Annotated in this window: 22 protein-coding genes, 5 tRNA genes and 1 rRNA gene; 22 read left to right on the top strand and 6 right to left on the bottom strand. The window is 39.6% G+C overall.

Annotation, left to right across the window (positions count from 1 at the left end; translation table 11 throughout):
* The first annotated feature begins 55 nt into the window (after positions 1-55).
* Positions 56-171 (top strand): 5S ribosomal RNA (gene rrf, locus AVFI_RS12725).
* Positions 172-252: 81 nt separating this feature from the next.
* A tRNA-Asp gene (locus AVFI_RS12720) sits at positions 253-329 on the top strand.
* A gap of 488 nt (positions 330-817) precedes the next feature.
* Here the strand turns inward: AVFI_RS12720 and pssA are convergent.
* Positions 818-2,170 (bottom strand): CDP-diacylglycerol--serine O-phosphatidyltransferase, encoded by a 1,353-nt coding sequence (pssA, locus tag AVFI_RS12715; RefSeq protein ID WP_011262800.1) that lies wholly within the window; start codon positions 2,168-2,170, stop codon positions 818-820.
* 72 nt (positions 2,171-2,242) lie between these two features.
* Positions 2,243-2,674 (bottom strand): GNAT family N-acetyltransferase, encoded by a 432-nt coding sequence (locus AVFI_RS12710; protein ID WP_017019190.1) that lies wholly within the window; start codon positions 2,672-2,674, stop codon positions 2,243-2,245.
* A 71-nt stretch (positions 2,675-2,745) separates the two neighbouring features.
* Between AVFI_RS12710 and murB the strand changes: the two genes are divergently transcribed.
* Positions 2,746-3,795, top strand: a complete 1,050-nt coding sequence (gene murB / locus AVFI_RS12705; RefSeq protein ID WP_017019191.1) for a UDP-N-acetylmuramate dehydrogenase — start codon at positions 2,746-2,748, stop codon at positions 3,793-3,795.
* Positions 3,779-4,738, top strand: coding sequence for a bifunctional biotin--[acetyl-CoA-carboxylase] ligase/biotin operon repressor BirA (birA, locus tag AVFI_RS12700; protein ID WP_017019192.1), 960 nt, complete (start codon positions 3,779-3,781; stop codon positions 4,736-4,738). The genes murB and birA overlap by 17 nt, the downstream gene beginning before the upstream one ends.
* Here birA and coaA read toward each other — a convergent pair whose 3' ends face one another.
* Positions 4,739-5,662, bottom strand: coding sequence for a type I pantothenate kinase (gene coaA, locus AVFI_RS12695; protein WP_188863968.1), 924 nt, complete (start codon positions 5,660-5,662; stop codon positions 4,739-4,741). It abuts the gene before it with no gap.
* 193 nt (positions 5,663-5,855) lie between these two features.
* Here coaA and AVFI_RS12690 point away from each other — a divergent pair.
* The 13 genes from AVFI_RS12690 to rpoC all read left to right on the top strand — a co-directional run bounded on the left by AVFI_RS12690 (position 5,856) and on the right by rpoC (position 19,647).
* Positions 5,856-5,931 (top strand) — tRNA-Thr (locus AVFI_RS12690).
* A gap of 34 nt (positions 5,932-5,965) precedes the next feature.
* Positions 5,966-6,049 (top strand) — tRNA-Tyr (locus tag AVFI_RS12685).
* Positions 6,050-6,084: 35 nt separating this feature from the next.
* A tRNA-Gly gene (locus tag AVFI_RS12680) sits at positions 6,085-6,159 on the top strand.
* 12 nt (positions 6,160-6,171) lie between these two features.
* Positions 6,172-6,247, top strand: a tRNA-Thr gene (locus AVFI_RS12675).
* A 98-nt stretch (positions 6,248-6,345) separates the two neighbouring features.
* Positions 6,346-7,530, top strand: a complete 1,185-nt coding sequence (gene tuf / locus AVFI_RS12670; RefSeq protein WP_005417220.1) for an elongation factor Tu — start codon at positions 6,346-6,348, stop codon at positions 7,528-7,530.
* Positions 7,531-7,746: 216 nt separating this feature from the next.
* Positions 7,747-8,124 (top strand): preprotein translocase subunit SecE, encoded by a 378-nt coding sequence (secE, locus tag AVFI_RS12665; RefSeq protein ID WP_005421329.1) that lies wholly within the window; start codon positions 7,747-7,749, stop codon positions 8,122-8,124.
* Between the two features lie 12 nt (positions 8,125-8,136).
* Complete coding sequence (gene nusG / locus AVFI_RS12660; protein ID WP_005421327.1) at positions 8,137-8,682, top strand: transcription termination/antitermination protein NusG; 546 nt, start codon at positions 8,137-8,139, stop codon at positions 8,680-8,682.
* Positions 8,683-8,802: 120 nt separating this feature from the next.
* Positions 8,803-9,231 carry a 50S ribosomal protein L11 gene (gene rplK / locus AVFI_RS12655; RefSeq protein ID WP_005421326.1) on the top strand — a complete coding sequence of 143 codons (429 nt, stop codon included), beginning with the start codon at positions 8,803-8,805 and terminating at the stop codon, positions 9,229-9,231.
* Between the two features lie 4 nt (positions 9,232-9,235).
* Positions 9,236-9,940 (top strand): 50S ribosomal protein L1, encoded by a 705-nt coding sequence (gene rplA / locus AVFI_RS12650; RefSeq protein ID WP_005421325.1) that lies wholly within the window; start codon positions 9,236-9,238, stop codon positions 9,938-9,940.
* 245 nt (positions 9,941-10,185) lie between these two features.
* Positions 10,186-10,680, top strand: coding sequence for a 50S ribosomal protein L10 (gene rplJ, locus AVFI_RS12645; protein WP_005421324.1), 495 nt, complete (start codon positions 10,186-10,188; stop codon positions 10,678-10,680).
* A gap of 55 nt (positions 10,681-10,735) precedes the next feature.
* A complete protein-coding gene (gene rplL, locus AVFI_RS12640) occupies positions 10,736-11,104 on the top strand; it encodes a 50S ribosomal protein L7/L12 (protein WP_005421323.1) in 369 nt (122 codons plus the stop codon).
* A 237-nt stretch (positions 11,105-11,341) separates the two neighbouring features.
* On the top strand, positions 11,342-15,370 hold the full coding sequence (rpoB, locus tag AVFI_RS12635) for a DNA-directed RNA polymerase subunit beta (protein WP_012533765.1): 4,029 nt from the start codon (positions 11,342-11,344) through the stop codon (positions 15,368-15,370).
* Positions 15,371-15,441: 71 nt separating this feature from the next.
* Complete coding sequence (gene rpoC, locus AVFI_RS12630) at positions 15,442-19,647, top strand: DNA-directed RNA polymerase subunit beta' (RefSeq protein WP_188863680.1); 4,206 nt, start codon at positions 15,442-15,444, stop codon at positions 19,645-19,647.
* A 66-nt stretch (positions 19,648-19,713) separates the two neighbouring features.
* Here rpoC and AVFI_RS12625 read toward each other — a convergent pair whose 3' ends face one another.
* On the bottom strand, positions 19,714-20,658 hold the full coding sequence (locus AVFI_RS12625; protein ID WP_012533121.1) for a hypothetical protein: 945 nt from the start codon (positions 20,656-20,658) through the stop codon (positions 19,714-19,716).
* Positions 20,659-20,682: 24 nt separating this feature from the next.
* Positions 20,683-21,252, bottom strand: coding sequence for a minor curlin subunit CsgB (locus tag AVFI_RS12620; protein ID WP_005421315.1), 570 nt, complete (start codon positions 21,250-21,252; stop codon positions 20,683-20,685).
* A 255-nt stretch (positions 21,253-21,507) separates the two neighbouring features.
* On the opposite strand from AVFI_RS12620, the gene AVFI_RS12615 reads away from it, so the two are divergent.
* The 4 genes from AVFI_RS12615 to AVFI_RS12600 are packed head-to-tail and all read left to right on the top strand — an operon-like array spanning position 21,508 to position 23,870.
* On the top strand, positions 21,508-22,152 hold the full coding sequence (locus AVFI_RS12615; RefSeq protein ID WP_012533964.1) for a LuxR C-terminal-related transcriptional regulator: 645 nt from the start codon (positions 21,508-21,510) through the stop codon (positions 22,150-22,152).
* Positions 22,149-22,601, top strand: a complete 453-nt coding sequence (locus tag AVFI_RS12610) for a curli production assembly/transport protein CsgE (protein ID WP_054775776.1) — start codon at positions 22,149-22,151, stop codon at positions 22,599-22,601. Before AVFI_RS12615 ends, AVFI_RS12610 begins: the two co-directional genes overlap by 4 nt.
* A gap of 9 nt (positions 22,602-22,610) precedes the next feature.
* Entirely contained in the window at positions 22,611-23,012 is a 402-nt protein-coding gene (locus AVFI_RS12605) for a curli assembly protein CsgF (RefSeq protein ID WP_011262786.1), read from the top strand.
* Between the two features lie 21 nt (positions 23,013-23,033).
* On the top strand, positions 23,034-23,870 hold the full coding sequence (locus AVFI_RS12600) for a CsgG/HfaB family protein (RefSeq protein WP_005421307.1): 837 nt from the start codon (positions 23,034-23,036) through the stop codon (positions 23,868-23,870).
* A 41-nt stretch (positions 23,871-23,911) separates the two neighbouring features.
* Here AVFI_RS12600 and AVFI_RS12595 read toward each other — a convergent pair whose 3' ends face one another.
* Positions 23,912-24,394, bottom strand: coding sequence for an Rsd/AlgQ family anti-sigma factor (locus tag AVFI_RS12595; RefSeq protein WP_017019297.1), 483 nt, complete (start codon positions 24,392-24,394; stop codon positions 23,912-23,914).
* Between the two features lie 159 nt (positions 24,395-24,553).
* On the opposite strand from AVFI_RS12595, the gene nudC reads away from it, so the two are divergent.
* Positions 24,554-25,348, top strand: coding sequence for an NAD(+) diphosphatase (nudC, locus tag AVFI_RS12590; RefSeq protein WP_012534137.1), 795 nt, complete (start codon positions 24,554-24,556; stop codon positions 25,346-25,348).
* The last annotated feature ends 181 nt before the right edge of the window (positions 25,349-25,529 follow it).

The raw sequence follows: 25,529 nt of genomic DNA, 5'->3' as shown, positions 1-25,529 counted from the left end.
GAAACAAATTGAATGTGATTAAGAACACAATAAGCTTTCCAAATTAAAGAATTTGCTTGGCGACCATAGCATTATGGACCCACCTGATCCCATGCCGAACTCAGAAGTGAAACGTAATAGCGCCGATGGTAGTGTGGGGTTTCCCCATGTGAGAGTAGGACATCGCCAGGCTTCCAATTTATTTTCACTTTTTTAAAAAGTGAAGACAAAAGTGTTATGAACACTTGTCATCGACGACAAGTAGTCCACTGCGGAGTGGTAGTTCAGTTGGTTAGAATACCGGCCTGTCACGCCGGGGGTCGCGGGTTCGAGTCCCGTCCACTCCGCCACTTATTTGAAAAAGCCCTAATCGAAAGATTAGGGCTTTTTTACGTCTGTAAAAAAATGAATGAGATAAGCAGAGCGAAGTGGTAGCTCAGTTGGTTAGGCTTTTTATTGGAGAGCTTAGCGGTCTATCACTCCGGGGGACGTGTTGCTTTCAAGGTTGATAGAAAGTCCCGTTAACGTAGTCACTTATTTGAAGAAGCTCTAATCGAAAGATTAGGGCTTTTTTGCATCTGTAGAAAACGGAATGAGATAAGCAGAGCGAAATGGTAGTTCAGTTGGTTAGGCTTTTTATTGGAGAGCTTAACGGCTGCTGGGGGATGTGTTGCTCTTAAACTTGATAAAAAGCATATAAATATAGCTACTTATATTGAGATAATTAAATGATGGAGACTCTAGGACGTGTAATTTTAGATGAATAGAGGCGGGGGGGGGTGTACAGCTTAAATATCAAAATGGGTATGCACCGTATTAATGCACACCCATAACTTAATTATAGAATTTGATTCAGTATATGATCTGCTTTAATTCGCTTAATTCTTTTGATTAATTTTTTTACTTCAACAGGATAACTATCAAGCTTATCTACTTGTTTATATGAACCAATTAATTGTGTATGTTCTAAGATTACATCTAGTTCAGCCTGCTTCGTATCTACAAGTAACTGTTCAGGATCCTGCAATAATAGTCCATTCTCAAGATCTAGTTTCCATGCTCTTGGGTTTAGATTACTACCTGTAATTAGTGTATATTCTTTATCTACCCACATACCTTTTAGATGAAAACTGTTGTTCTCATGTTTCCATAAGTTAAGAGATAATTGTCTGCTAGCAATGTAAGTCTCATTAGCTTTAGCAAAGTTTCTTAGATTTATCTCATATAGGTATGGTAACCCTGCAATAGTCTTAAATTCTTCTTCAGGTGAAATGTAGAAATCATTAGCAGTTTTGTCACCGACAATAATTGTTACTTTCACTCCTCGTCGTAGTGCTTTTTTAAGTTCTTTTGCAATAGGTTTAGGGAAGTTGAAGTAAGGAGTACAGATTGTAATTTCAGATGTGGCTGATGCTAAAAGAGTGCGAATATAATTATTTAATTTATTCCCTTTTCTTCCTAAGCCAACAAGAGGTGTTATACCAACTTCACCTTCTTTTCTTGTCTGAGACGTAAATTGGTAGTTTGCTAAACCGAGCTGCTTTCTTAACTCTTTAATTTCTGGCTTAAGGGATTTTGTATCAGGTCTATTTTGTTGTGATAAACAATTTACAGCAGGACTAGCAATCAATGTTTTCTTAATAAATGAAACCATTGAATTAGCAAGAAGAGCATTATTTAAAACGTGGTATCTGTCGAAACGGTATTTATCTTTATGGGCAAGGTATACATCATTTAAGCTAGCGCCGCTATAAACAACGGTGTCGTCAAAGATAAAACCTTTTAGATGCAAAACGCCGAAAACTTCTTTATTTCTTACTGGAACACCAAGGACATTTATTGAATGCTCATATTTTTCAGAAAATTCTCGATATAACGCTGCGTTACCATCACTCTTTTCAGCACCGATAAGTCCTCTTTGAGCTCGATGCCAATCAACAAGAACATTAATGTCTAGTGTCGGATTTTTCTGTTTAGCTTCATACAGAGCGGTAAAGATTTCTCTACCAGCATCATCATTTTCTAAGTAAAGTGCAACTATATAAATGCGTTGTTGTGCATTTTCTATTTGTTTAAGAAGTTCATACCGAAAATCTGCAGCGGTGTGAAGAATCTTAATATTCTCAGGATTTTGAGACAACATTGGGAGCTTAGATAGCTGTTCTTTACTTTCTTGAGGTTTCAAATTCATAACCAATCATTAAATAATCAATATAAGGGGATAGATTTTAGCAAACTTCATGGGTATTGCCGAGAGTAATATCTAATTGTTAGTTTTTTTATAGAGAAGGATATCCAATTCTTTTCCAGTATTTGTATATCTATCATGCTTAGATTTGAGTACATAAGGAATATTCTTTTTATCTATATGAATGAAATCGTTTTTCAAATAAAACTCACTTAACTGAGGTTCACAAAAGCAATAGCAGTGTTCTAATGATAAAAATTCATTTAGCTTAAATAACAGTTGGCTTCCAAGACTCTCGCCTCTTCTTTCTTTGATTATCATCATTCCTGTTAAAAAATGACACTCTTCATAGGTCTTTATACGCATAGCCCCTAAGATTTTCTTATCCCCCTCTATTACTATTATTTCTTCTTTTCCCTTAGGCTTTCCTGACGGGTAGTTTTCCTTGTAGATTTTATGCAATAAAGGAAGGCGTAATTTGTCTAGATGAGAAACGGTAAGATTCATTAGCTCTGTTCTATATAGTTGTTATGTATTAAGTTAGAATGTACTTAATCTAATCAATTAAATACAGCACTATGCAGATTTTACTTAATAAAACACTTAAGCCTTATAATAGTTTTTCAGTTAACGAGAGTGCTGATTTAATCATTCAAGCTGATTCTATAGAGGATCTAATTGATATTTGGTCTGATAAAAAATACACAGACATGACAAAACTACCTTTAGGGCGAGGGAGTAATACCTTATTTTGTAATCACTTTAATGGTGTCGTTGTTCTTAATCGACTTTTCGGAAAATCAGTAACAGAAACGGATACTGATTATTTGCTGAAAATTTCTAGTGGAGAAGATTGGCCTGCATTAGTTGAGTGGTGTGTTGATAATGGATTCGCCGGCATTGAGAATCTAGCAATGATTCCAGGTTGTGCAGGCTCTGCTCCTATTCAAAATATCGGTGCTTATGGTCTTGAGCTAAAAGATATATGTGAGTCTGTTGAATATTTGGATCTTGAAACACTTCAAATTAAAACATTGAAGAATTCAGAATGTTTATTTGGTTATCGAGAATCTATTTTTAAGCACGAGCTCAAAGATCGTTGCATCATTACAGCGATAACACTTCGTTTAAATAAACAATGGCAGCCTGTTCTTGCTTATGGCCCATTGAGTGATTTACGAAATAGTAAAACCACACCTAAGAACGTATTTGATAAAATTTGTGAAATTCGAAGTAAAAAACTCCCTGATCCAAATGTGATTGGAAATGCAGGTAGTTTCTTTAAGAATCCTGTTATATCAGAAGATCACTATTTAGCCTTATGTGAAACTTACCCTAATTTACCTGCTTATGATGTCACTGAAGGGAAGAAAATAGCAGCTGGTTGGCTTATTGATAATGCTGGTTTAAAAGGTTTCAAAATTAATGGAGCCCAAGTACATCAAGAACAAGCGTTGGTGCTAATTAACACTGGTACAGCGACATCTGAAGATATTTTAGAGTTAGCAAATTATGTAAAAAACATTGTCTTAGATATGTATGATATTGAACTTGAACATGAAGTTAGATTTTATCTAAATGGTGAAGAATCTTTTTTATCGGAGCTCTTTGATGAAAGAACACACTAAAAAACTTGAGATCTTAAGACTGCTTAGTGATGGACACTTTCATTCAGGTGAAGAGTTGGGTGAACAACTTAATATTTCTCGAGCCGCAATAAGCAAACACATTAATGTGATTCAGAGTTGGGGACTTGAGATTTACAAAGTAAAAGGTAAAGGTTACTCACTCTCAACTCCTATTGAGTTATTACAACAAGAGTTAGTTTCTCATAATAAGCTACCGAAACCTGAAGTTCTTGGCGTTGTTGATTCAACAAATCAGTATTTGCTAAATAATATGACCTCTCTTGAGTGCGGACAATCTTGTATAGCTGAATATCAATCTGCTGGACGAGGTCGAAGAGGGCGTTCATGGGTATCTCCATTTGGAGGAAATATCTATTTGTCTCTCTATTGGAGATTGGATGATGGCCTTGCTGCTACAATGGGATTAAGTTTAGCTGTTGGTATTGCTGTTGTTGAGGCTTTAGAAAAATTAGGTTGTAGAAATCTTAAATTAAAGTGGCCTAATGATATTTATTGGAATAACAGAAAGCTAGGTGGTGTTCTTATTGAACTTTCAGCCCAATCAGGTGGCGCCGCCCATGTCGTCATTGGTATCGGGATAAATGTTGATCTTAGTGAACGATTTACTACTGAAATAGACCAACCTTGGGTTGATTTAAAAACGATTCTTGGCCAAAACCACATCAGAAATAAATTAGCGAACGCATTATTAGTTTCGCTTGAAGAAACGATGAAAGAGTTTGAGTGTTTTGGTCTATCCCGTTTTGTTGAAAGATGGAATAAATACGATAACTTTAAAGGCCAAGAAATTTCGCTTCAATTAGGAAATGGTACCGTTACAGGAGTTTGCAACGGTATTGATGCCCAAGGTGCGCTGTTACTTATCAATGCTGATGGTCTAACAGCTTACAATGGCGGTGAAATATCGATAAAGAAACAATAGTTACTTTCTTATCGCTACTTGATTAATTGAATGGTTTTCACCTTTTGAAAGAATAAGACTAGCTCGATTCTTTGTTGGTAAAATGTTTTCCACAAGATTGAGGCCATTAATCGTATCCCAAATATGTTGAGCTTTCTTAATTGAGTCAGTTGTAGACAGTTCTGTGTAGTGCGAAAAATAAGATCCATTTTCTTTAAAAGCACTTTCTCGTAATTTTAAAAAACGTTCGACATACCATTCTTTAAGTTGTTCTGCCGATGCGTCTACATATATTGAGAAGTTAAGAAAGTCTGACACAAAACGGTGATGCTGTTCGTCAGGATAATCGTTACTATTTTGAAGTACATTTAAACCTTCAATGATCAAGATGTCTGGTGATTCAATAACTTTTCGCTCACCGGTTACGTTATAAGTCAGGTGTGAATATAAAGGTGCCGATACCGATTTTTTTCCCGATTTTACATCAGAAACAAAAGAAACCAATGAGTTGGTATCATAAGACTCTGGAAAGCCTTTTTTATGCATGATGTTCTTAACTTTTAGAACTTCATTAGGATAAAGAAAACCATCTGTTGTCACCAGTTGAGTATCTAAGTTTGGTAATAACTGTTTGAGCAGAGTCTGAATGATTCTTGCTGTTGTACTTTTTCCTACTGCAACACTTCCCGCTATACCAATAATAAAAGGGGATTTTATATCTTGGTGTGAAAGAAATTTTTCTAAAATAATGTTTTTTTCGCGATGGCTATCAATATGTAATTGCAATAAGCGAATTAAAGGCAAATAAATTTCACTCACTTCATCAATGCTTATATTTTCATTGATGCCTCGTAAGCTCGTTAACTCTTTTTCTGTAAGTGTCATAGGCGTCGATTTTCGCAATTCAGCCCAATGCTCACGAGTAAATGTTAAATAAGAGTTCACATGACTTACCTAATGGATTAATGAATGTTGAACAATACAATAAGCCTCTTTAAGAAAAAAGCGGTCTTATTACTTTTTGGTTATGGATTTGATGAGATAGACAACTTTTTGAGTAAAAAAGCAAAAAAAAACGTTTTATTTGAATTTTCAGTTGCATGATATTTCTAGATTCACTAGAATGCGCACCAATTGTGCCGACTTAGCTCAGTAGGTAGAGCAACTGACTTGTAATCAGTAGGTCACCAGTTCGACTCCGGTAGTCGGCACCACTTTTACTTTTTTCGAAAGGTAGAAGTAAAATTTGGAGGGGTTCCCGAGTGGCCAAAGGGAGCAGACTGTAAATCTGCCGCGAAAGCTTCGATGGTTCGAATCCGTCCCCCTCCACCATATTTCAGGTTAAATAGCTCAATCGAGTTACGTGTGCGGGCATCGTATAATGGCTATTACCTCAGCCTTCCAAGCTGATGATGCGGGTTCGATTCCCGCTGCCCGCTCCATATCTTTTGTGCGCTGATATAGCTCAGTTGGTAGAGCGCACCCTTGGTAAGGGTGAGGTCCCCAGTTCAAATCTGGGTATTAGCACCAGATTGCCTATTTCTCCTTTTAAAAAATCATATATTCAATCTATATTTGGTTACGTGGTCATTCAAAGCCACTAATATCCGTACCTAGAGGGACTATCCATGTCTAAAGAAAAATTTGAACGTACGAAACCGCACGTAAACGTTGGTACTATCGGCCACGTTGACCACGGTAAAACAACTCTAACAGCTGCTATCTGTACTACACTTGCAAAAATCTACGGCGGTGTAGCTAAAGATTTCGCATCAATCGATAACGCTCCTGAAGAGCGCGAGCGTGGTATCACAATCTCAACTTCTCACGTTGAGTACGATACTCCTGCACGTCACTACGCACACGTTGACTGTCCTGGACACGCCGATTATGTTAAAAACATGATCACTGGTGCTGCTCAAATGGATGGTGGTATCCTAGTTGTTGCTGCAACAGATGGTCCAATGCCACAAACTCGTGAGCACATCCTACTTGGTCGTCAAGTTGGTATCCCTTACATCATCGTATTCATGAACAAATGTGACATGGTTGATGATGAAGAGCTTCTAGAACTAGTTGAAATGGAAGTTCGTGAACTTCTTTCTGAGTACGACTTCCCAGGTGATGATCTACCAGTAATTCAAGGTTCAGCTCTTGGCGCTCTAAACGGCGAAAAAGAGTGGGAAGACAAGATCGTTGAGCTTGCAGAAGCACTAGATTCTTACATCCCAGAACCAGAGCGTGCTGTTGACCAACCGTTCCTACTACCAATTGAAGATGTATTCTCAATCCAAGGTCGTGGTACAGTTGTAACTGGTCGTATCGAGCGCGGTATCCTACGCGTAGGTGACGAAGTAGAAATCGTTGGTATCAAAGAAACAACAATGACTACTTGTACAGGTGTTGAAATGTTCCGTAAACTGCTTGACGAAGGTCGTGCAGGTGAGAACGTTGGTGCACTACTACGTGGTACTAAGCGTGATGACGTTGAACGTGGCCAAGTACTTGCTGCTAAAGGTTCAATCAACCCACACACTAAATTTGAGTCAGAAGTGTACGTTCTTTCTAAAGATGAAGGCGGCCGTCACACTCCTTTCTTCAAAGGTTACCGTCCACAGTTCTACTTCCGTACAACTGACGTAACAGGCGACATCACTCTACCTGAAGGCGTAGAAATGGTAATGCCAGGTGATAACGTTCAAATGACGGTTGAGCTAATCGCTCCAATCGCAATGGACGAAGGTCTACGCTTCGCGATCCGTGAAGGTGGCCGTACAGTTGGTGCTGGTGTTGTTGCTAAAATCTTTGCTTAAGATTTGACTAAGTACTAGTAAAAAGGGCATCATTTGATGCCCTTTTTCTGCGTTGTATTGTGTGTTGTTTTGCATTTTTAGAAAATACACAGCACAGCGCAGATGAATCAACGAAATTGTTGGTTTATGGAATGAAGATACTAGGCTATATTAAGTCTGGTTAACAATTTCTATCAAGTGATAGAAGTAAATTATGGTTATGTCACAGGTTGGTTTATGAAAACAAATACTGAGACAACAGAAACTTCAGGCGCAGCTGATACAGTAAAATGGTTACTTGTTTTAGTTCTATTATCTGCTGCTGTTGTTGGTAATTACTTACTAGCTGATTTATCTGTTGTTATTCGAGCTGCCGGTGTGGTTGCATTAATTGCTGCTGCTGGTGGTATTGCTGCTTTCACAGCAAAAGGTCAAACTGCAATTGCATTTGCTCGTGAATCAAGAATGGAAGTTAGAAAGGTTGTTTGGCCTACACGCCAAGAAACAACACAAACAACTTTCATTGTTCTAGCTGTATGTATCGTGATGGCTCTGATTTTATGGGGCATTGATGGTATTATGGTTAGACTAATTGGCTTAATCACAGGTGTTTGAGGATAAGTGATCATGAGTGAAGCTCCAAAAAAACGTTGGTATGTAGTTCAAGCTTTTTCAGGCTTTGAAGGTCGTGTATCTCAATCGCTACGCGAACATATTAAAATGCATAACATGGAAGAGTTATTTGGTGAAGTACTAGTACCAACTGAAGAAGTGGTAGAAATGCGTGCTGGCCAACGTCGTAAAAGCGAACGTAAATTTTTCCCTGGTTACGTTTTAGTGCAAATGATCATGAATGATGAATCATGGCACTTAGTACGTAGTATTCCACGTGTAATGGGGTTCATTGGTGGTACTTCGGATCGCCCTGCACCAATTACTGATAAAGAAGCGGATGCCATTTTAAACCGTCTTGAGCAAGCGAGCGAAGCTCCACGTCCTAAGACATTGTTTGAAGCTGGTGAAGTGGTTCGTGTTACTGAAGGCCCATTCGCAGACTTTAACGGTACTGTTGAAGAAGTGGATTACGAGAAGAGTCGCTTAAAAGTATCTGTATCTATCTTTGGTCGTGCAACTCCAGTAGAACTAGAGTTCAGCCAAGTAGAAAAAAACTGATCGAAAAATCAGCAAAAGGTATTGTCAAAGGCGCGAATTATTACTATAATTTCGCGCCTTTTTGTTAACGGGGAGCTAATCCAGTTGGATAGCGTTTGAACCCAAGTATTAGGAAATATCATGGCTAAGAAAGTTGAAGCTTATATCAAACTGCAAGTTGCAGCAGGTATGGCGAACCCAAGTCCACCAGTTGGTCCTGCACTAGGTCAACACGGTGTGAACATCATGGAATTCTGTAAAGCGTTTAACGCAAAAACAGAATCTATCGAGAAAGGTCTACCAATCCCAGTAGTTATCTCTGTATACAACGACCGTTCTTTCACGTTCGTTACTAAGACTCCACCAGCAGCAGTTCTTCTTAAGAAAGCTGCAGGCGTTAAGTCTGGTTCTGGTCGTCCAAACACTGAGAAAGTTGGTACTGTTACTGACGCTCAACTACAAGAGATCGCAGAAACTAAAGCTGCGGACATGACTGGTGCTGACATTGAAGCTATGAAGCGTTCAATTGCTGGTACTGCTCGTTCAATGGGCCTAGTGGTAGAGGGTTAATATAATGGCAAAACTTACTAAGCGCATGCGCAATATCCGCGAAAAAGTTGAAGTTACTAAAGAATACGACATCAACGAAGCTGTTGCTCTTCTAAAAGAACTTGCTACTGCTAAGTTCACAGAAAGCGTTGACGTTGCTGTTAACCTTGGCATCGATGCACGTAAATCTGACCAAAACGTTCGTGGTGCAACTGTACTACCACACGGTACTGGTCGTGACATTCGTGTTGCTGTTTTCACTCAAGGTGCAAACGCAGAAGCTGCTAAAGAAGCTGGTGCTGATCTAGTTGGTATGGAAGATCTTGCTGAACTAGTTAAGAAAGGCGAAATGAACTTTGACGTTGTTGTTGCTTCTCCTGATGCAATGCGCGTTGTTGGTCAACTAGGTACAATCCTAGGTCCTCGCGGTCTTATGCCAAACCCTAAAGTTGGTACTGTAACGCCTAACGTAGCTGAAGCTGTTAAGAACGCTAAAGCTGGTCAAGTTCGTTACCGTAACGACAAAAACGGCATCATCCACACTACTATCGGTAAAGTGGACTTTGATGCTGCTCAACTTAAAGAGAACCTAGAAGCTCTTTTAGTTGCACTTAAGAAAGCAAAACCAACTTCTGCGAAAGGTACTTTCGTGAAGAAGGTAAGCATCTCTACTACAATGGGTGCTGGTGTATCTTTAGATCAAGCGACTCTAAATACACAAACAAACTAATTTGCAAAGGTGGGAAATTCATGTATAATTTTCCGCCTATCAAATTTATGGTTGGGGCTTTCTGATTTTTAATTAGAAAGTCTCCGTCCAAGACCGTAGGCGCTCGTAAGAGCTTAATAAAACCTGCGTAGACGGTGCCCGAACTTGAAATCAATTTTATAAAAATTGGTTTTCTGTGAATGCATCGTATTTACTCTCCTACATTTTGTAGTGAGTGGTGTAATCACAACCAGAGGTTAATCCAAATGGCTTTAAATCTTCAAGACAAAAAAGCAATTGTTGCTGAAGTCAACGAAGCAGCCAGTGGTGCACTTTCTGCAGTTGTAGCTGACTCTCGTGGCGTTCCTGTTGCTGCGATGACTGTTCTACGTAAACAAGCGCGTGAAGCGGGCGTTTACATGAAAGTTGTTCGTAACACATTAGCACGCCGTGCAGTAGAAGGTACTGAGTATGAGTGTCTAACTGACACTTTCACTGGTCCGTCTCTACTTGCATTCTCTAACGAGCACCCAGGTGCTGCAGCGCGTCTTTTCAAAGACTTCGCTAAAGAGAATAAAGATTTCGAGATCAAAGCTGCTGCATTTGAAGGCGCAGTTACTGATGCTGATGTACTAGCGACACTACCAACTTACGACGAAGCTATCGCACGCCTAATGATGTGCATGAAAGAAGCTTCTGCTGGCAAGCTGGTTCGTACTATCGCTGCTGTTCGTGACCAAAAAGAAGAAGCTGCGGCATAAGCCTTGCTTTAACTGGTTACAAAATAAATTATTGTTGACTTAAAAGAGAATTGTTATGTCTATTACTAACGAGCAAATCCTAGACGCAGTTGCAGAAATGTCTGTAATGCAAGTTGTTGAGCTTATCGAAGCTATGGAAGAAAAATTCGGTGTTACTGCTGCTGCTGCAGTAGTTGCAGGTGGCGCAGCTGGCGGCGACGCTGCTGAAGAGCAATCTGAATTTGACGTAATCCTAACTTCTGCTGGCGCTAACAAAGTTGCTGTTATCAAAGCAGTACGTGGCGCTACTGGCCTAGGTCTTAAAGAAGCTAAAGGTCTTGTAGACTCAGCTCCAGCACCTCTAAAAGAAGGCGTTGACAAAGCTGAAGCTGAAGCTCTTAAAGCTCAGTTAGAAGAAGCTGGTGCTTCTGTTGAAGTTAAGTAATTATTACTTAGTTTCATAGCCTAACGGCTAATGGCTGGTGGTTTATTAACCACCGGCCTTTTTGCGCTGTAGGGTGTAGGGTAATTTCACACTGTTTAGAACCCCTCATCCGAGCAAAAAACATGATCACAAATCAGTGAACATGTCCTACAGAAAACAGTGTTATTAGTCACTGTCCCAGCCTTTAAAGACAAAGGCGGACGGTTCGGGTCACTTATCAGCGAGCTGAGGAACCCCATGGTTTACTCTTATACAGAGAAAAAGCGCATCCGTAAGGATTTTGGTAAGCGTCCACAAGTGTTGGACATACCATACTTGCTATCGATCCAGCTTGATTCTTTTACAAAATTTATCGAGCAAGATCCAGAAGGGCAATACGGTCTTGAGGCTGCCTTCCGTTCTGTTTTTCCAATTCAGAGCTACAACGGCAACTCTAAGCTAGAATACGTTAGCTACAATCTCCGTGAGCCAGAATTTGACGTTAAAGAATGTCAAATCCGTGGTGTTACATATTCTGCACCACTACGTGTTAAACTGCGTTTGGTTGTGTACGATAAAGATGCACCAGCAAACACGGTTAAAGACATTAAAGAACAAGAAGTCTACATGGGCGAAATTCCGCTTATGACAGACAATGGTACTTTTGTAATCAATGGTACTGAAAGGGTTATCGTATCCCAGCTGCACCGCAGCCCAGGTGTCTTCTTCGACAGCGATAAGGGTAAGACCCATTCATCTGGTAAAGTTCTTTATAACGCACGTGTAATTCCTTACCGTGGTTCATGGTTAGATTTCGAATTTGATCCTAAGGATAACTTATTCGTACGTATCGACCGTCGTCGTAAATTACCAGCAACGATCATCCTACGTGCACTGAATAAAACAACAGAAGAGATCCTAGATCTATTCTTCGATAAAGTTGTTTTTGAAGTGAAAGATCAAACGCTAATGATGGAATTACTTCCTGAGCGTTTACGTGGTGAAACTGCAACTTTTGATATCGAAGCTAACGGCAAAGTTTATGTAGAAGCTGGCCGTCGTATTACTGCGCGTCATATTCGCCAGTTAACGAAAGACGATATCACTCATATTGAAGTTCCAGTTGATTACATCGTAGGTAAAGTGGCTTCTCACGACTACGTGAATGAAGACACTGGCGAGATCATTATCGCAGCTAACCAAGAGTTTAGCTTAGAAGATCTGGCTAATTTATCTCAGGCTGGCTACAAGAAGATCGAAGTACTATTTACTAACGATCTTGATCATGGTGCATACATCTCTGACACATTACGTGCAGATTCAACTGTTGACCGTTTATCGGCTCTTGTTGAAATTTACCGTATGATGCGCCCTGGCGAGCCGCCAACAAAAGAAGCTGCTGAAGCATTATTCGAAAGCCTATTCTTCTCTGAAGAACGCTATGACTTATCGACTGTTGGTCGTATGAAGTTCAATAGCTCTATTGGCCGTGATAATGACGAAGGTGCTGGCGTTCTTGATGAGACAGACATCATTGAAGTGATGCGTAAACTGATCGATATCCGTAACGGTATTGGTGAAGTCGATGATATCGACCACCTAGGTAACCGTCGTATTCGTTCTGTTGGCGAAATGGCAGAAAACCAATTCCGTGTTGGTCTAGTTCGTGTAGAACGTGCTGTTCGTGAGCGTCTAAGTCTTGGTGACCTTGATGCAATTATGCCTCAAGACCTTATCAACGCTAAGCCGATTTCAGCTGCAGTTAAAGAATTCTTTGGCTCTTCACAGCTGTCTCAGTTTATGGACCAAAACAACCCATTGTCAGAAGTTACGCACAAACGTCGTATTTCTGCTTTAGGTCCTGGTGGTCTAACTCGTGAGCGTGCTGGCTTCGAAGTTCGTGACGTACACGCGACTCACTACGGTCGTCTATGTCCTATCGAAACGCCTGAAGGTCCAAACATCGGTCTGATTAACTCACTATCAGCATTTGCACAATGTAACGAGTACGGTTTCCTAGAAACTCCATACCGTCGTGTTGTTGATGGTCAAGTAACTGATCAAGTTGATTACCTATCTGCTATCGAAGAAGGTACTTTTGTTATTGCACAGGCTAACGCCGTGTTAACTGAAGAAGGTACTTTTGCTGATGAACTAATCATCGCTCGTCAGAAAGGTGAATCTGGTCTACACCCTCGTGAACATATCCAATATATGGATGTCGCGACAAACCAAGTTGTATCTGTAGCTGCTTCGCTTATCCCGTTCCTAGAACACGATGATGCGAACCGTGCCCTAATGGGTGCGAACATGCAACGTCAAGCTGTACCTACATTAAAAGCGGATAAGCCTTTAGTTGGTACTGGTATTGAACGTAACGTAGCGGTTGACTCAGGTGTAACAGCTGTTGCTAAACGTGGTGGTGTGGTTCAGTCAGTAGATGCTTCTCGTATCGTTATTAAAGTGAACGAAGAAGAGTTGGTACCTGGTGAAGCTGGTATCGATATCTACAACTTAACTAAATACACTCGTTCTAACCAAAATACGTGTATCAACCAACGTCCTACAGTGCTTCCTGGTGAACCTGTAACTCGTGGTGATGTTCTTGCTGATGGTCCTTCAACAGACCTTGGTGAGCTAGCACTTGGTCAGAACATGCGTATCGCATTTATGCCTTGGAATGGTTACAACTTCGAGGATTCAATCCTTGTATCTGAACGTGTAGTTCAAGAAGACCGTTTCACGACGATTCACATCCAAGAACTATCTTGTGTGGCTCGTGATACTAAACTTGGTTCTGAAGAGATCACAGCAGACATCCCTAACGTAGGTGAAGCCGCTCTGTCTAAACTAGACGAATCAGGTATTGTTTACATTGGTGCTGAAGTTAAGGGTGGTGACATCCTAGTTGGTAAAGTAACACCTAAAGGTGAAACTCAACTGACTCCTGAAGAGAAGCTACTACGTGCTATCTTCGGTGAAAAAGCATCTGATGTTAAAGATTCATCTCTACGTGTACCAAACTCTGTTTCAGGTACTATCATTGACGTACAAGTATTTACGCGTGATGGTGTTGAAAAAGATAAACGTGCTCTAGAAATCGAACAAATGCAGCTTAAAGAAGCTAAGAAAGACATCACTGAAGAGTTCCAAATTCTTGAAGGTGGTCTATTAGCTCGTGTTCGTACACTTCTTGTAGCAGCGGGTGTTTCTGAAGTTAAACTTGATGCAATGGATCGTAAGCAGTGGTTAGAAATCACTCTTGACGACGAAGCGCAACAAAACCAACTTGAGCAACTTGCTGAGCAGTACGACGAACTTAAAGCTGAGTTCGATAAGAAGTTTGAAACTAAGCGTCGTAAGATCACTCAAGGTGATGATCTTGCACCGGGCGTACTGAAGATCGTTAAAGTTTACCTAGCGGTTAAACGTCGTATTCAGCCTGGTGATAAGATGGCGGGTCGTCACGGTAACAAGGGTGTAATCTCTAAGATCAACCCTGTTGAAGACATGCCTTATGATGAGAAAGGTCAACCAGTAGATATCGTATTGAACCCACTGGGTGTACCTTCTCGTATGAACATCGGTCAGATTCTTGAAGTTCATATGGGTCTTGCTGCGAAAGGCGTTGGTGACAAGATCAACCAAATGCTTAAAGAGCAACAAGAACTGCATAAGTTCCGTAACTTCTTACAAAAAGTATACGATCTTGGTGAAACTCGCCAAGAAGTAGATATTGCTGCTCTGTCTGATGACGAAGTTCGTACTTTAATTAAGAACTTACGTGGTGGTTTACCAATCGCTACACCAATCTTTGATGGTGCTCCTGAAGCGTCAATTAAAGAGCTATTAAAACTTGTTGATCTACCAGAATCTGGTCAGTTGAAACTGTTTGATGGTCGTACTGGTGATGCGTTTGAGCGTCCTGTAACTGTTGGTTACATGTACATGCTAAAACTGAACCACTTAGTTGATGACAAGATGCACGCACGTTCTACCGGCTCTTACAGCCTTGTAACTCAGCAACCACTAGGTGGTAAAGCTCAGTTCGGTGGTCAGCGTTTCGGTGAGATGGAAGTATGGGCACTTGAAGCATATGGTGCTGCATATACCCTACAAGAAATGCTAACCGTTAAGTCGGATGACGTGAACGGTCGTACTAAGATGTATAAGAACATCGTAGATGGCGATCATCGTATGGAACCAGGTATGCCAGAATCATTCAACGTATTGTTGAAAGAGATCCGCTCACTTGGTATCAACATCGAGTTAGAAGACGAAGAATAATCTCATTGAGATTGTCCGGTAGAATATAAGGCGCTCGCCGAGCGCCTTTTTTCTCCTTACAGGAGCCGAATGTGAAAGACTTATTAAAGTTTCTGAAAGCACAACACAAGACTGAAGAATTTGATGCAATCAAAATCGGTCTTGCTTCACCTGACCAAATTCGTTCATGGTCTTTTGGTGAAGTTAAAAAGCCAGAAACAATCAACTATCGTACCTTTAAGCCAGAACGTGACGGTCTTTTCTGTGCACGTATCTTTGGCCCAGTTAAAGACTACGAATGCTTATGTGGTAAATACAAACGCCTTAAGCACCGTGGTGTTATCTGTGAAAAATGTGGCGTAGAAGTAACGCAAACTAAAGTTCGTCGTGACCGTATGGGCCACATCGAATTAGCGTCTCCAGTTGCGCACATCTGGTTCCTGAAGTCACTGCCGTCTCGTATTGGTTTGTTAATGGACATTCCACTACGTGATATCGAGCGTGTACTTTACTTTGAATCATATGTGGTTACTGAGCCAGGTATGACTGATCTAGAACGCAGCCAACTTCTTTCTGAAGAAGAATATCTTGATAAGCTAGAAGAGTTCGGTGACGAATTCACAGCTAAGATGGGTGCGGAAGCGATCAAAGATCTGCTAGCGTCTATGGACATGCAAGCAGAAATCGAAGACATGCGTGAAGAGTTAGAAACTACTAATTCTGAAACAAAACGTAAAAAAGTAACTAAGCGTCTGAAACTAGTAGAAGCTTTCGTTCAATCTGGTAACAACCCAGAGTGGATGATTCTAACTGTTCTACCAGTTCTTCCGCCAGATCTTCGTCCTCTAGTACCACTAGATGGCGGTCGTTTTGCTACGTCTGATCTAAATGACTTATACCGTCGTGTGATTAACCGTAACAACCGTTTGAAGCGTCTATTAGACTTAGCTGCACCAGATATTATCGTACGTAACGAAAAACGTATGCTTCAAGAGTCTGTTGATGCGCTGCTTGATAACGGTCGTCGTGGTCGTGCGATTACAGGTTCTAACAAGCGTCCTCTTAAATCTCTTGCTGATATGATCAAGGGTAAACAAGGTCGTTTCCGTCAGAACTTGCTTGGTAAACGTGTAGACTACTCTGGTCGTTCTGTAATTACAGTAGGTCCATACCTTCGTCTACACCAGTGTGGTCTTCCTAAGAAGATGGCACTTGAACTATTTAAACCATTTATCTACAGCAAATTAGAAGGCCGTGGTCTTGCTACGACAATCAAAGCTGCTAAGAAGATGGTAGAGCGTGAAGAAGCGATCGTTTGGGATATCCTAGATGACGTAATTCGTGAACACCCAGTACTGCTTAACCGTGCGCCGACACTTCACCGTCTAGGTATCCAAGCGTTTGAACCAGTACTAATCGAAGGTAAAGCAATTCAGCTTCACCCACTAGTGTGTGCGGCATATAACGCCGACTTCGATGGTGACCAGATGGCGGTACACGTACCACTAACTCTGGAAGCTCAATTAGAAGCACGTACCCTAATGATGTCGACAAACAACATTCTGTCGCCAGCATCAGGTGACCCAATCATCGTACCTTCTCAGGACGTTGTATTAGGTCTGTACTACATGACACGTGAAAAAATTAACGCTAAAGGCGAAGGCATGTACCTTGAAGGTTTTGCTGAAGCTGAAAAAGCATACCGTACAGGTGTTGCTGAGCTACACGCTCGCGTTAAAGTTCGTATCACTGAAGTTATTCGTGATGAGAACGGTATTGAGACTCGTGAAACTAAACTGGTTGATACGACTGTTGGTCGTGCAATGCTATGGCAAATCGTGCCAGAAGGTCTTCCTTACAGCATCATTAACCAGAAGTTAGGTAAGAAGCAAATCTCTAACCTACTAAACGAAGCGTACCGTACTCTTGGTCTTAAAGACACTGTAGTGTTTGCTGACCAAATCATGTACACCGGTTTCGCATACGCAGCATTGTCTGGTGCGTCTGTTGGTATCGATGACATGGTTATCCCTGATGCTAAGTACACGAAAGTTGCTGATGCAGAAGAAGAAGTTAAGCAAATTCAAGAGCAGTACCAATCTGGTCTTGTAACTGCGGGCGAACGTTACAACAAAGTTATCGATATCTGGGCAGCAACAAACGAACAAGTTGCTAAAGAGATGATGGATAACCTGTCTTCAGAAACAGTGCTTAACCGCGATGGTGAAGAAGAGCAACAAGAATCGTTTAACAGCGTTTACATGATGGCCGACTCCGGTGCTCGTGGTTCTGCAGCTCAGATTCGTCAGCTAGCGGGTATGCGTGGTCTGATGGCTAAACCAGATGGTTCAATCATCGAAACACCGATCACGGCGAACTTCCGTGAAGGTCTAAACGTAAACCAATACTTCATCTCAACGCACGGTGCGCGTAAAGGTCTTGCCGATACAGCACTTAAAACTGCGAACTCAGGTTACCTGACTCGTCGTTTAGTAGACGTTGCACAAGATGTAGTTGTTCATTTAGATGACTGTGGTACATACGAAGGTGTGACCATGACTCCTCTAATTGAAGGTGGTGACGTTAAAGAACCTCTACACGAACGTGTTCTAGGTCGTGTGGTTGCTGAAGATGTATTGAAACCAGGTACAGATGAAATTCTTCTTCCACGTAACACTCTTCTTGATGAGAAGCAGTGTCAAATCGTTGAAGAAAACTCAGTTGACCAAATTAAAGTACGTTCAGTAGTAAGTTGTGAAGCTGACTTTGGTTGTTGTGCAAACTGTTACGGTCGTGACCTTGCTCGTGGCCACATGGTTAACCAAGGTGAGTCAGTTGGTGTTATCGCTGCTCAATCAATCGGTGAACCTGGTACACAGCTAACGATGCGTACGTTCCACATCGGTGGTGCGGCATCTACAGCGGCAGCAGACAACAACATTCAAGTTAAGACGACTGGTTCGATCAAGCTTCATAATGCTAAGCACGTAACAAATAGCGAAGGTAACTTAGTTATTACGTCTCGTGCTTCTGAATTAACAGTTATTGATGAGCATGGCCGTACTAAAGAGAGTTACAAGCTATCTTACGGTACTATCTTGAATAAGAAAGATGGTGATGCAGTTAACCAAGGCGATAAGATCGCAGCTTGGGACCCGCATACAATGCCAATCATCACTGAAGTACAAGGTCAAGTTCAATTCGTTGACATGATTGATGGTGTTACGATCACAACTCAAACTGATGAGTTAACTGGTCTATCTTCAATCGTTGTTCTTGATGCGGCTGAGCGTGCTTCTGCTGGTAAAGACATGCGTCCAACAGTGAAACTTGTTGATGCGAACGGTAACGACATCATGATCCCTGGTACTGAAATGCCAGCTCAATACTTCCTACCAGGTAAGGCGATTGTTAACCTTGCTGATGGTGGTAACGTAGGTATTGGTGAAACGTTAGCGCGTATTCCTCAAGCTTCAAGCGGTACTAAAGATATCACCGGTGGTCTACCACGCGTTGCGGACTTATTTGAAGCTCGTAAACCTAAAGAGCCAGCAATTCTTGCTGAGCACGCAGGTATTGTTGCGTTTGGTAAAGAGACTAAAGGTAAGGTTCGCTTATTGATCACTCGTGACGATAACGGCGAAGTTTATGAAGAAATGATTCATAAACACCGTCAACTTAACATCTTTGAAGGTGATAAAGTTGAACGTGGTGACGTTATCTCTGATGGTCCAGAAACTCCACATGATATTCTACGTTTACGTGGTATCCATGCAGTGACTGAATACATCACTAACGAAGTTCAAGAAGTTTACCGCTTACAAGGCGTTAAGATTAACGATAAGCACATTGAAACTATCGTTCGTCAAATGCTACGTAAGTGTACGATTACACATTCTGGTGATTCTACTTTCCTTGAAGGTGAGCAACTAGAATTCGCTAACGTAACGATTGCAAACCGTCAGCTTGAAGCTGAAGGCAAGCAACCTGCACGTTTCGAGCGTGATCTACTAGGTATTACTAAAGCGTCTCTTGCTACTGAGTCGTTCATCTCTGCTGCATCGTTCCAAGAAACGACGCGTGTACTTACTGAAGCAGCTGTTTCTGGTAAGCGTGATGAACTACGTGGTCTGAAAGAAAACGTAATCGTTGGTCGTCTAATTCCAGCGGGTACAGGTTTCGCATACCACCAAGAACGTCAAAAGCAAAAAGCTGTGGAGCAAGAAGGTCCATCAGCTGAGCAAGCGACTGATAACTTAGCGGCACTATTAAATGCAGGTTTCTCTTCTGAAGAGTAATTGATTTAATAAACGCAAATAAAAGCCCTGCAGAGATGCAGGGCTTTTTTTATTTAAGTGATAAATTTATAGTTGAGTAATTACAACAGCATTGTAACTACTGTTATCTGCGGTTACTGTAGCCATATCATTATTAGTTTGGTTAACCATTATCCAGTTATCATTCGAACCATTTTCCAATGTAACCTCAGCCATTGATGAGTCACCCCATTGGGCCACAGAAACAAAGTTATCGTTACTTGAATCAATTGTTACATCCGCTTCGTTGAAGCTACCACCAACAACGACAGCGTAAACGGTATTGTCTAATGAATCATTTTTCATCAAGATTGTCGTGTCGTTATCTGATGCTCCAGCATAAAATGCAGTGTAAGTTGTATTATCATCACCGTTGATTTTAGTTAATGCTTCATTACCTGAACCACCATAAACATGAATTTTAGAGTCATTATCATGTCCTTTTTGACGGATTTTTAATGTACCATTGTTCGATCCGCCCATTACACTGATTTCACCTTCATTACGACGACCTCTTTGAACAATTTTATTGTTCGAGTTATCTGATGCACCATCAAAATTAATGTAGGCTTCATTTTTGCGTCCACGTTGGTCAATTAAACCATTGTTGTTATCGCTGTCGTCAGCAATAACCTTACCTAAATTAAGGCGTCCATCTTGTTCAATTGCGAAGTCATTATCATCACTACCTAAACGAGCTTTTAGAACAGCACGGTTGTGACGACCATCTTGATCAATCATCAGGTCATTATCATCACTTCCGTTACGTACTCTTACTACAGCTTCGTTATGACGCCCCATTTGATAGATATCAACGTCGTTATCATCAGAGTTTCGGATTAACACATCTGCATCATTCCCTACTGCTGGCGACATTTGGAAAATATTAACGTCATTATCATCTGCATTAAATAGCTCTACATCTGCTGTATTCCCAGCATATGCAGCACCAGAAAGTAAGATAGTTGAGATTGCGATTGCTAGCTTTTTCATAATAAAACTTCCTTGAAATGATTTTTAATTTACGATGGATATGAATCTATCCATTCCGTTTACTAAGATAATTCCTTGATTGCCAGTTTGATTAATGGAAAAACCTGCACCATTATTTTTATTCACTGCAGCTGCAATATTTGAATCACCTGTTTGGTTTACTACGTTTTGTTTACCGTTACCTGTTTGTACTAAATGAGCTATGTTGTCATTACCTTCTTGTAAAATGGCACCTTCATGGTTTAATCCTAGCTGTTTCAATGTAGCTGAATTATTTGTGCCATTTTGAGCAATTAACCCTACATTATTGCTACCTAGTTGCATGACGGCTGCTGTATTGTCATAGCCAGTTTGTTTTACTTTTGCTTTATTACTTCCTGTTTTATTTACATTATGTTGAATAATAGTTACTTGCGAATTTGTTGCATTAGTTAATTCAATAATTGCATTATTATCATTGCTCGTATTTAATTCGGATAATTCCGTTAATTCATTTGGAGCATTAAATTCATTAATACCTAGATCAAAATTCGCATAACTGTAACCACTTATCCCCATTAATAAATAGATATAACTTACTGATAATATTTTCATATCAGTATCCCTCTTTCGTGATAGCTTTTTGCCACATCAAAAGTATGGGATTTGCTCAGAGAACAACCATAAACTTATTAATGATATTTTAATTGGTAAAAAATAAACTAAAGTACTATACGTTTTGATTTTTAAATGCTTATTTAATTCTCACAAATGATACAAGCTAAAGGTTATTAATAATTATTTAGTTATTCGGTGGATATGTAGAGGTTTTAAGCTAGTTTTAAATAACAGTCATCATGGAGGAGTGAGATGAGTATCTATTATTTATCGTCAGATCCAACATTGTATTCATCTTTACTTATTGATTTATTAGAGAAATCTTCAGGTCAGGCGATTGTTTCTCTTAATTGTGATGAATTAGTAAATAAAGGGAAAGTAGATGATGACATTCTAGTTATCTTAGATATAAAAAAACAAACAGATAAAAAGTATAAAAATTACATAGATACAATTAATCGAAATAAATTAAAGGTAAGAGAAATACTTTTTAATATAACTGATGAGAATATAAAAAAAAACATAATGAAATATCCGAATGTTGTAGGGGTGTTTTATGAGAAAGATAATATGGATGTTATATCTTATGGAGTAAAGAAAATAATAGAAGGAGAGATGTGGCTTAGTCGTAAAATAATTAATGAATTAATATTTGCATATAGAGAGAAACAGAGTGCGATATTATCAACATCTATTTCATTAACGACAAGAGAAAGTGAAATATTAAGATTATTAGCATCCGGCGCTTCAAATGTAGATATCGCTAATTCATTGTTTGTAAGTGAAAATACAGTTAAGACACACTTATATAATGTCTTTAAAAAATTAAATGTAAAAAATAGATTACAAGCGATGATGTGGGCGAAAGGATATGACTTTGAAGGAAATAATCGATGAATATTAAATATATTAGTATCGTTTTTTTTACATCTTTTATTTCTTTTGCTTCAGATAATAAAGCATCGTTAGAGTCTAAAGCTCCTTTGGAAAATAACAGCGTAAATGAAGTGGATGATTTAATTGAACTTGATGGGTTGATTATTGATCGTACATTGACTCGTTTGGGGCGAGATTTTTATTTTTCTTTTTCTATGAAAATGAACGCTAGATATGAAGATATAGATGTAAACCTAACAATAAAAGAAAGACCGACGGCATTATCTGGAAGCATTATAGGGGTTTATCATTTTGATAAGGTTATTTATAGAAGTGCTCTTTCTCCAGGTCAACGACAGGCTGAAGAGAAAGCAGAGCAGGCTTTAGAAGCCGTAAATAAATACATAGTTAAATGGCAAACAGAAAAGTTATTTAAAGATACATTTGATCTCGATTACCCTGAGATCTAAGGATTGATTATGGCAATAAGGAATGTATTGCTAATGCTATCTATCTGTATACCTGTTTTTGTTCATGCAAGTGAATTGGTATATACACCTGTGAATCCTAATTTCGGAGGAAACCCTTTAAATACATCGCACCTATTTGGTGGCGCAAATGCAATTAATGATTATAAAGGACCTCAAGAAGATTCACTATTTGAACAAGAGTCAGCACTAGATCGTTTAACATCTAGTTTGCAATCTCGTTTGATCAGTCAATTACTTGCTGATGTTGGTAATGGTAATACTGGGCAATTAATTACAGACGATTTCATACTTAATATTGTTGATGATTCAGGGGCTCTATTGATTCAAATTGTTGATAAAGCAACAGGGGAAACATCAGAGATTCAGGTGAGTGGCTTAACTCCAGATTGATCTAACGCTAAGGACTGAGCAATGAAATATTCAATTTATTATTTATTCATACTACTGTTAGCGGGTTGTTCAAATTCAATCGATATTCCTGAAACTTCTGAGTCTCCAACGTTAATGCAGCGAGGAGCAAATTATATTGATTTGATATCGCTACCTAAACCACAAGGAAAAATATTTGTTTCTGTCTATGATTTTAGAGATCAAACGGGACAATATAAGCCACAGCCTAACAGTAACTTTTCGACCGCTGTACCTCAAGGTGGAACGGCTCTTTTAACGATGGCTTTATTAGATTCTGAATGGTTTTATCCTTTAGAACGACAAGGATTACAAAATCTTTTGACTGAACGAAAAATTATTAGAGCGGCTCAAAAAAAGCAGGAATCGATTAGCAATCATGGCTCAACATTACCTTCATTATTGTCTGCTAACGTAATGATAGAAGGGGGTATTGTTGCTTATGATTCAAATATAAAAACCGGTGGTGCAGGAGCTCGTTATTTAGGAATTGGTGGTTCGGGTCAATATAGAGCAGATCAAGTTACTGTGAACATACGAGCGGTAGATGTAAGAAGTGGGAAAATACTGACAAGTGTGACTACAAGTAAAACGATCTTATCTTATGAAGTCTCTGCTGGTGCATTTCGTTTTGTTGATTACAAAGAGTTATTAGAGGTTGAACTAGGGTATACCAATAATGAGCCTGTAAATATTGCTTTGATGTCAGCGATTGATTCCGCTGTCATACACCTTATCGTGAAAGGTGTACAACAAGGGCTATGGCGACCTGCAAATTTAGATACTAGAAATAATCCGATATTTAAAAAATACGCCTCTGAAACCAATCAAATTTTATAAAATTAAATAGAGTGTTTGGGTTCAAACACTCTATTTAATCATTAAGCTCCTGGAGGGTGTGCCAAGCTGCTAGAAATTTGCTCGATTAACCCATCCTCTAACTCAAACCTCGCTTCAATAATTTCACCTAGCGTTGAAAAATCATTGTCGAAATCACTCAATAATAACTCCTCATCATCTTTAGAATATTTATCAGTGAAGTTAAGAATAGGATCGGTTGTTTTTGTTATATGGGCATAAAGTTGACTCATCTCTTCAGTAGGAGAAAAGCCTGTCGCATCCCATTTGGCCATTACCATGTTGTAAATTTTAAAATGACCCTCTGAAATATAATCAATTAGATGCTGTGTAAATGATTGAATTGAAGAGAAATCAGGAAGAGAAGATGCAGATGAGTCAAAAGGTGGCAGTCCGGCCAATTTGCAATACTCAACCAATAAATCTTGGCGAGTTGATAGCCAATGGTCAATAACGTCGCTATTGCCGCCCCATTGTTCTTGGAATTGATTTAGTCTAGTAAGCATAACGATATCCTTGTAGTTGCAAGCAATATTCCAAAGTTCTATATCTATACCCAAGTAAATCTGAGTGTGGTTTCAGTGTAAATTGTTTGGGTATATACTCATTACTATTCTTTAAGATTGCCAGTAAATATGGATGGCTGCAAGAGGGTTGTGATAAAGATGTTAAACCAACATACAAAAGCGTATTGGTGCGTAGTAAATGATTCAAACATTTGGTTGAAGGATGGAAAGCTTCCAAATGGTAGTGCAATTGAGTTTAACTTACCTTTTGAGCAAGCAATATGTATCGGTAATCATAATAGTGAACCAGTAATGTGGTTGAACGATGAATTAGTTAACCAAGAGCTAGCTTATACTGGTCTTAGAGAGTTATTAGAATACCCACAATCTGATTTTTTGTTGTTTAGTAAAGCCATTCAGTATGGGTTCATGGCAAGAGAATTTCGTTTTTGTCCACAATGTGGTGGCCGAACTCAACTCAACCATAATCAAATTGCGATGCAATGTAATGACTGTCGCAAACTCCATTACCCTAGAATATTCCCTTCTATTATTGTTGCTGTTCGTCGTGATGATAAGATTCTACTTGCTCAACACCAAAGGCATAAAGGTGGTTTGTTTACTGTTTTAGCGGGTTTTGTTGAAGTTGGTGAAACACTGGAGATGGCGGTTTCTCGTGAAGTATTTGAAGAGACGGGTATTAAAATAAAAAATATTCGTTATGTAGGAAGCCAACCTTGGGCCTTTCCATCGAGCCTTATGATGGGATATATGGCGGACTATGAGTCTGGTGAAATAAAAGTAGATAGAAATGAGCTCATTAAGGCGGGTTGGTATGATAAAAATTCGCTGCCGGAATTAGCGCCAAAAGGGACTATAGCAAGAGCATTAATTGAAGCAACGTTAAGTGATATTCAGCAAGAAAAAAACACCCAAACAGATGAATGGGTGTAAGTAAGGTGTTGTTATGATTTCCAATTTTAACAATTGTTAATTGGATGTTGTTATTTTCACTAGCAAGACAATTTTTAACACGTGGTTATCTATTGCGCAATTATCATTAATCACAAGATTGGTTAAATATGATCTCGATAGCAAAGGTAGGCTTTTGTTCAGTGAATTGAGTGCTACAATA

The organism is Aliivibrio fischeri ATCC 7744 = JCM 18803 = DSM 507 (assembly GCF_023983475.1).
In the GTDB taxonomy this organism is placed as follows: Bacteria; Pseudomonadota; Gammaproteobacteria; order Enterobacterales; family Vibrionaceae; genus Aliivibrio; species Aliivibrio fischeri.
Note: the sequence above shows the minus strand (reverse complement) of the source record. Positions and strands in the feature narration are given on the sequence as shown.

What these genes read in the sequence shown, in the direction of transcription:
- AVFI_RS12615 (WP_012533964.1), top strand. Translation starts at nt 21,508, where the DNA reads ATGAGTATCTATTATTTATCGTCAGATCCAACATTGTATTCATCTTTA.
- AVFI_RS12710 (WP_017019190.1), bottom strand. Translation starts at nt 2,674, where the DNA reads ATGAATCTTACCGTTTCTCATCTAGACAAATTACGCCTTCCTTTATTG.
- AVFI_RS12625 (WP_012533121.1), bottom strand. Translation starts at nt 20,658, where the DNA reads ATGAAAAAGCTAGCAATCGCAATCTCAACTATCTTACTTTCTGGTGCT.
- rplK (WP_005421326.1), top strand. Translation starts at nt 8,803, where the DNA reads ATGGCTAAGAAAGTTGAAGCTTATATCAAACTGCAAGTTGCAGCAGGT.
- nusG (WP_005421327.1), top strand. Translation starts at nt 8,137, where the DNA reads ATGAGTGAAGCTCCAAAAAAACGTTGGTATGTAGTTCAAGCTTTTTCA.
- nudC (WP_012534137.1), top strand. Translation starts at nt 24,554, where the DNA reads ATGTTAAACCAACATACAAAAGCGTATTGGTGCGTAGTAAATGATTCA.
- pssA (WP_011262800.1), bottom strand. Translation starts at nt 2,170, where the DNA reads ATGAATTTGAAACCTCAAGAAAGTAAAGAACAGCTATCTAAGCTCCCA.
- rplJ (WP_005421324.1), top strand. Translation starts at nt 10,186, where the DNA reads ATGGCTTTAAATCTTCAAGACAAAAAAGCAATTGTTGCTGAAGTCAAC.
- AVFI_RS12600 (WP_005421307.1), top strand. Translation starts at nt 23,034, where the DNA reads ATGAAATATTCAATTTATTATTTATTCATACTACTGTTAGCGGGTTGT.
- AVFI_RS12605 (WP_011262786.1), top strand. Translation starts at nt 22,611, where the DNA reads ATGGCAATAAGGAATGTATTGCTAATGCTATCTATCTGTATACCTGTT.
- AVFI_RS12595 (WP_017019297.1), bottom strand. Translation starts at nt 24,394, where the DNA reads ATGCTTACTAGACTAAATCAATTCCAAGAACAATGGGGCGGCAATAGC.
- birA (WP_017019192.1), top strand. Translation starts at nt 3,779, where the DNA reads ATGAAAGAACACACTAAAAAACTTGAGATCTTAAGACTGCTTAGTGAT.
- rpoB (WP_012533765.1), top strand. Translation starts at nt 11,342, where the DNA reads ATGGTTTACTCTTATACAGAGAAAAAGCGCATCCGTAAGGATTTTGGT.
- AVFI_RS12610 (WP_054775776.1), top strand. Translation starts at nt 22,149, where the DNA reads ATGAATATTAAATATATTAGTATCGTTTTTTTTACATCTTTTATTTCT.
- rplA (WP_005421325.1), top strand. Translation starts at nt 9,236, where the DNA reads ATGGCAAAACTTACTAAGCGCATGCGCAATATCCGCGAAAAAGTTGAA.
- murB (WP_017019191.1), top strand. Translation starts at nt 2,746, where the DNA reads ATGCAGATTTTACTTAATAAAACACTTAAGCCTTATAATAGTTTTTCA.
- tuf (WP_005417220.1), top strand. Translation starts at nt 6,346, where the DNA reads ATGTCTAAAGAAAAATTTGAACGTACGAAACCGCACGTAAACGTTGGT.
- rplL (WP_005421323.1), top strand. Translation starts at nt 10,736, where the DNA reads ATGTCTATTACTAACGAGCAAATCCTAGACGCAGTTGCAGAAATGTCT.
- AVFI_RS12620 (WP_005421315.1), bottom strand. Translation starts at nt 21,252, where the DNA reads ATGAAAATATTATCAGTAAGTTATATCTATTTATTAATGGGGATAAGT.
- secE (WP_005421329.1), top strand. Translation starts at nt 7,747, where the DNA reads ATGAAAACAAATACTGAGACAACAGAAACTTCAGGCGCAGCTGATACA.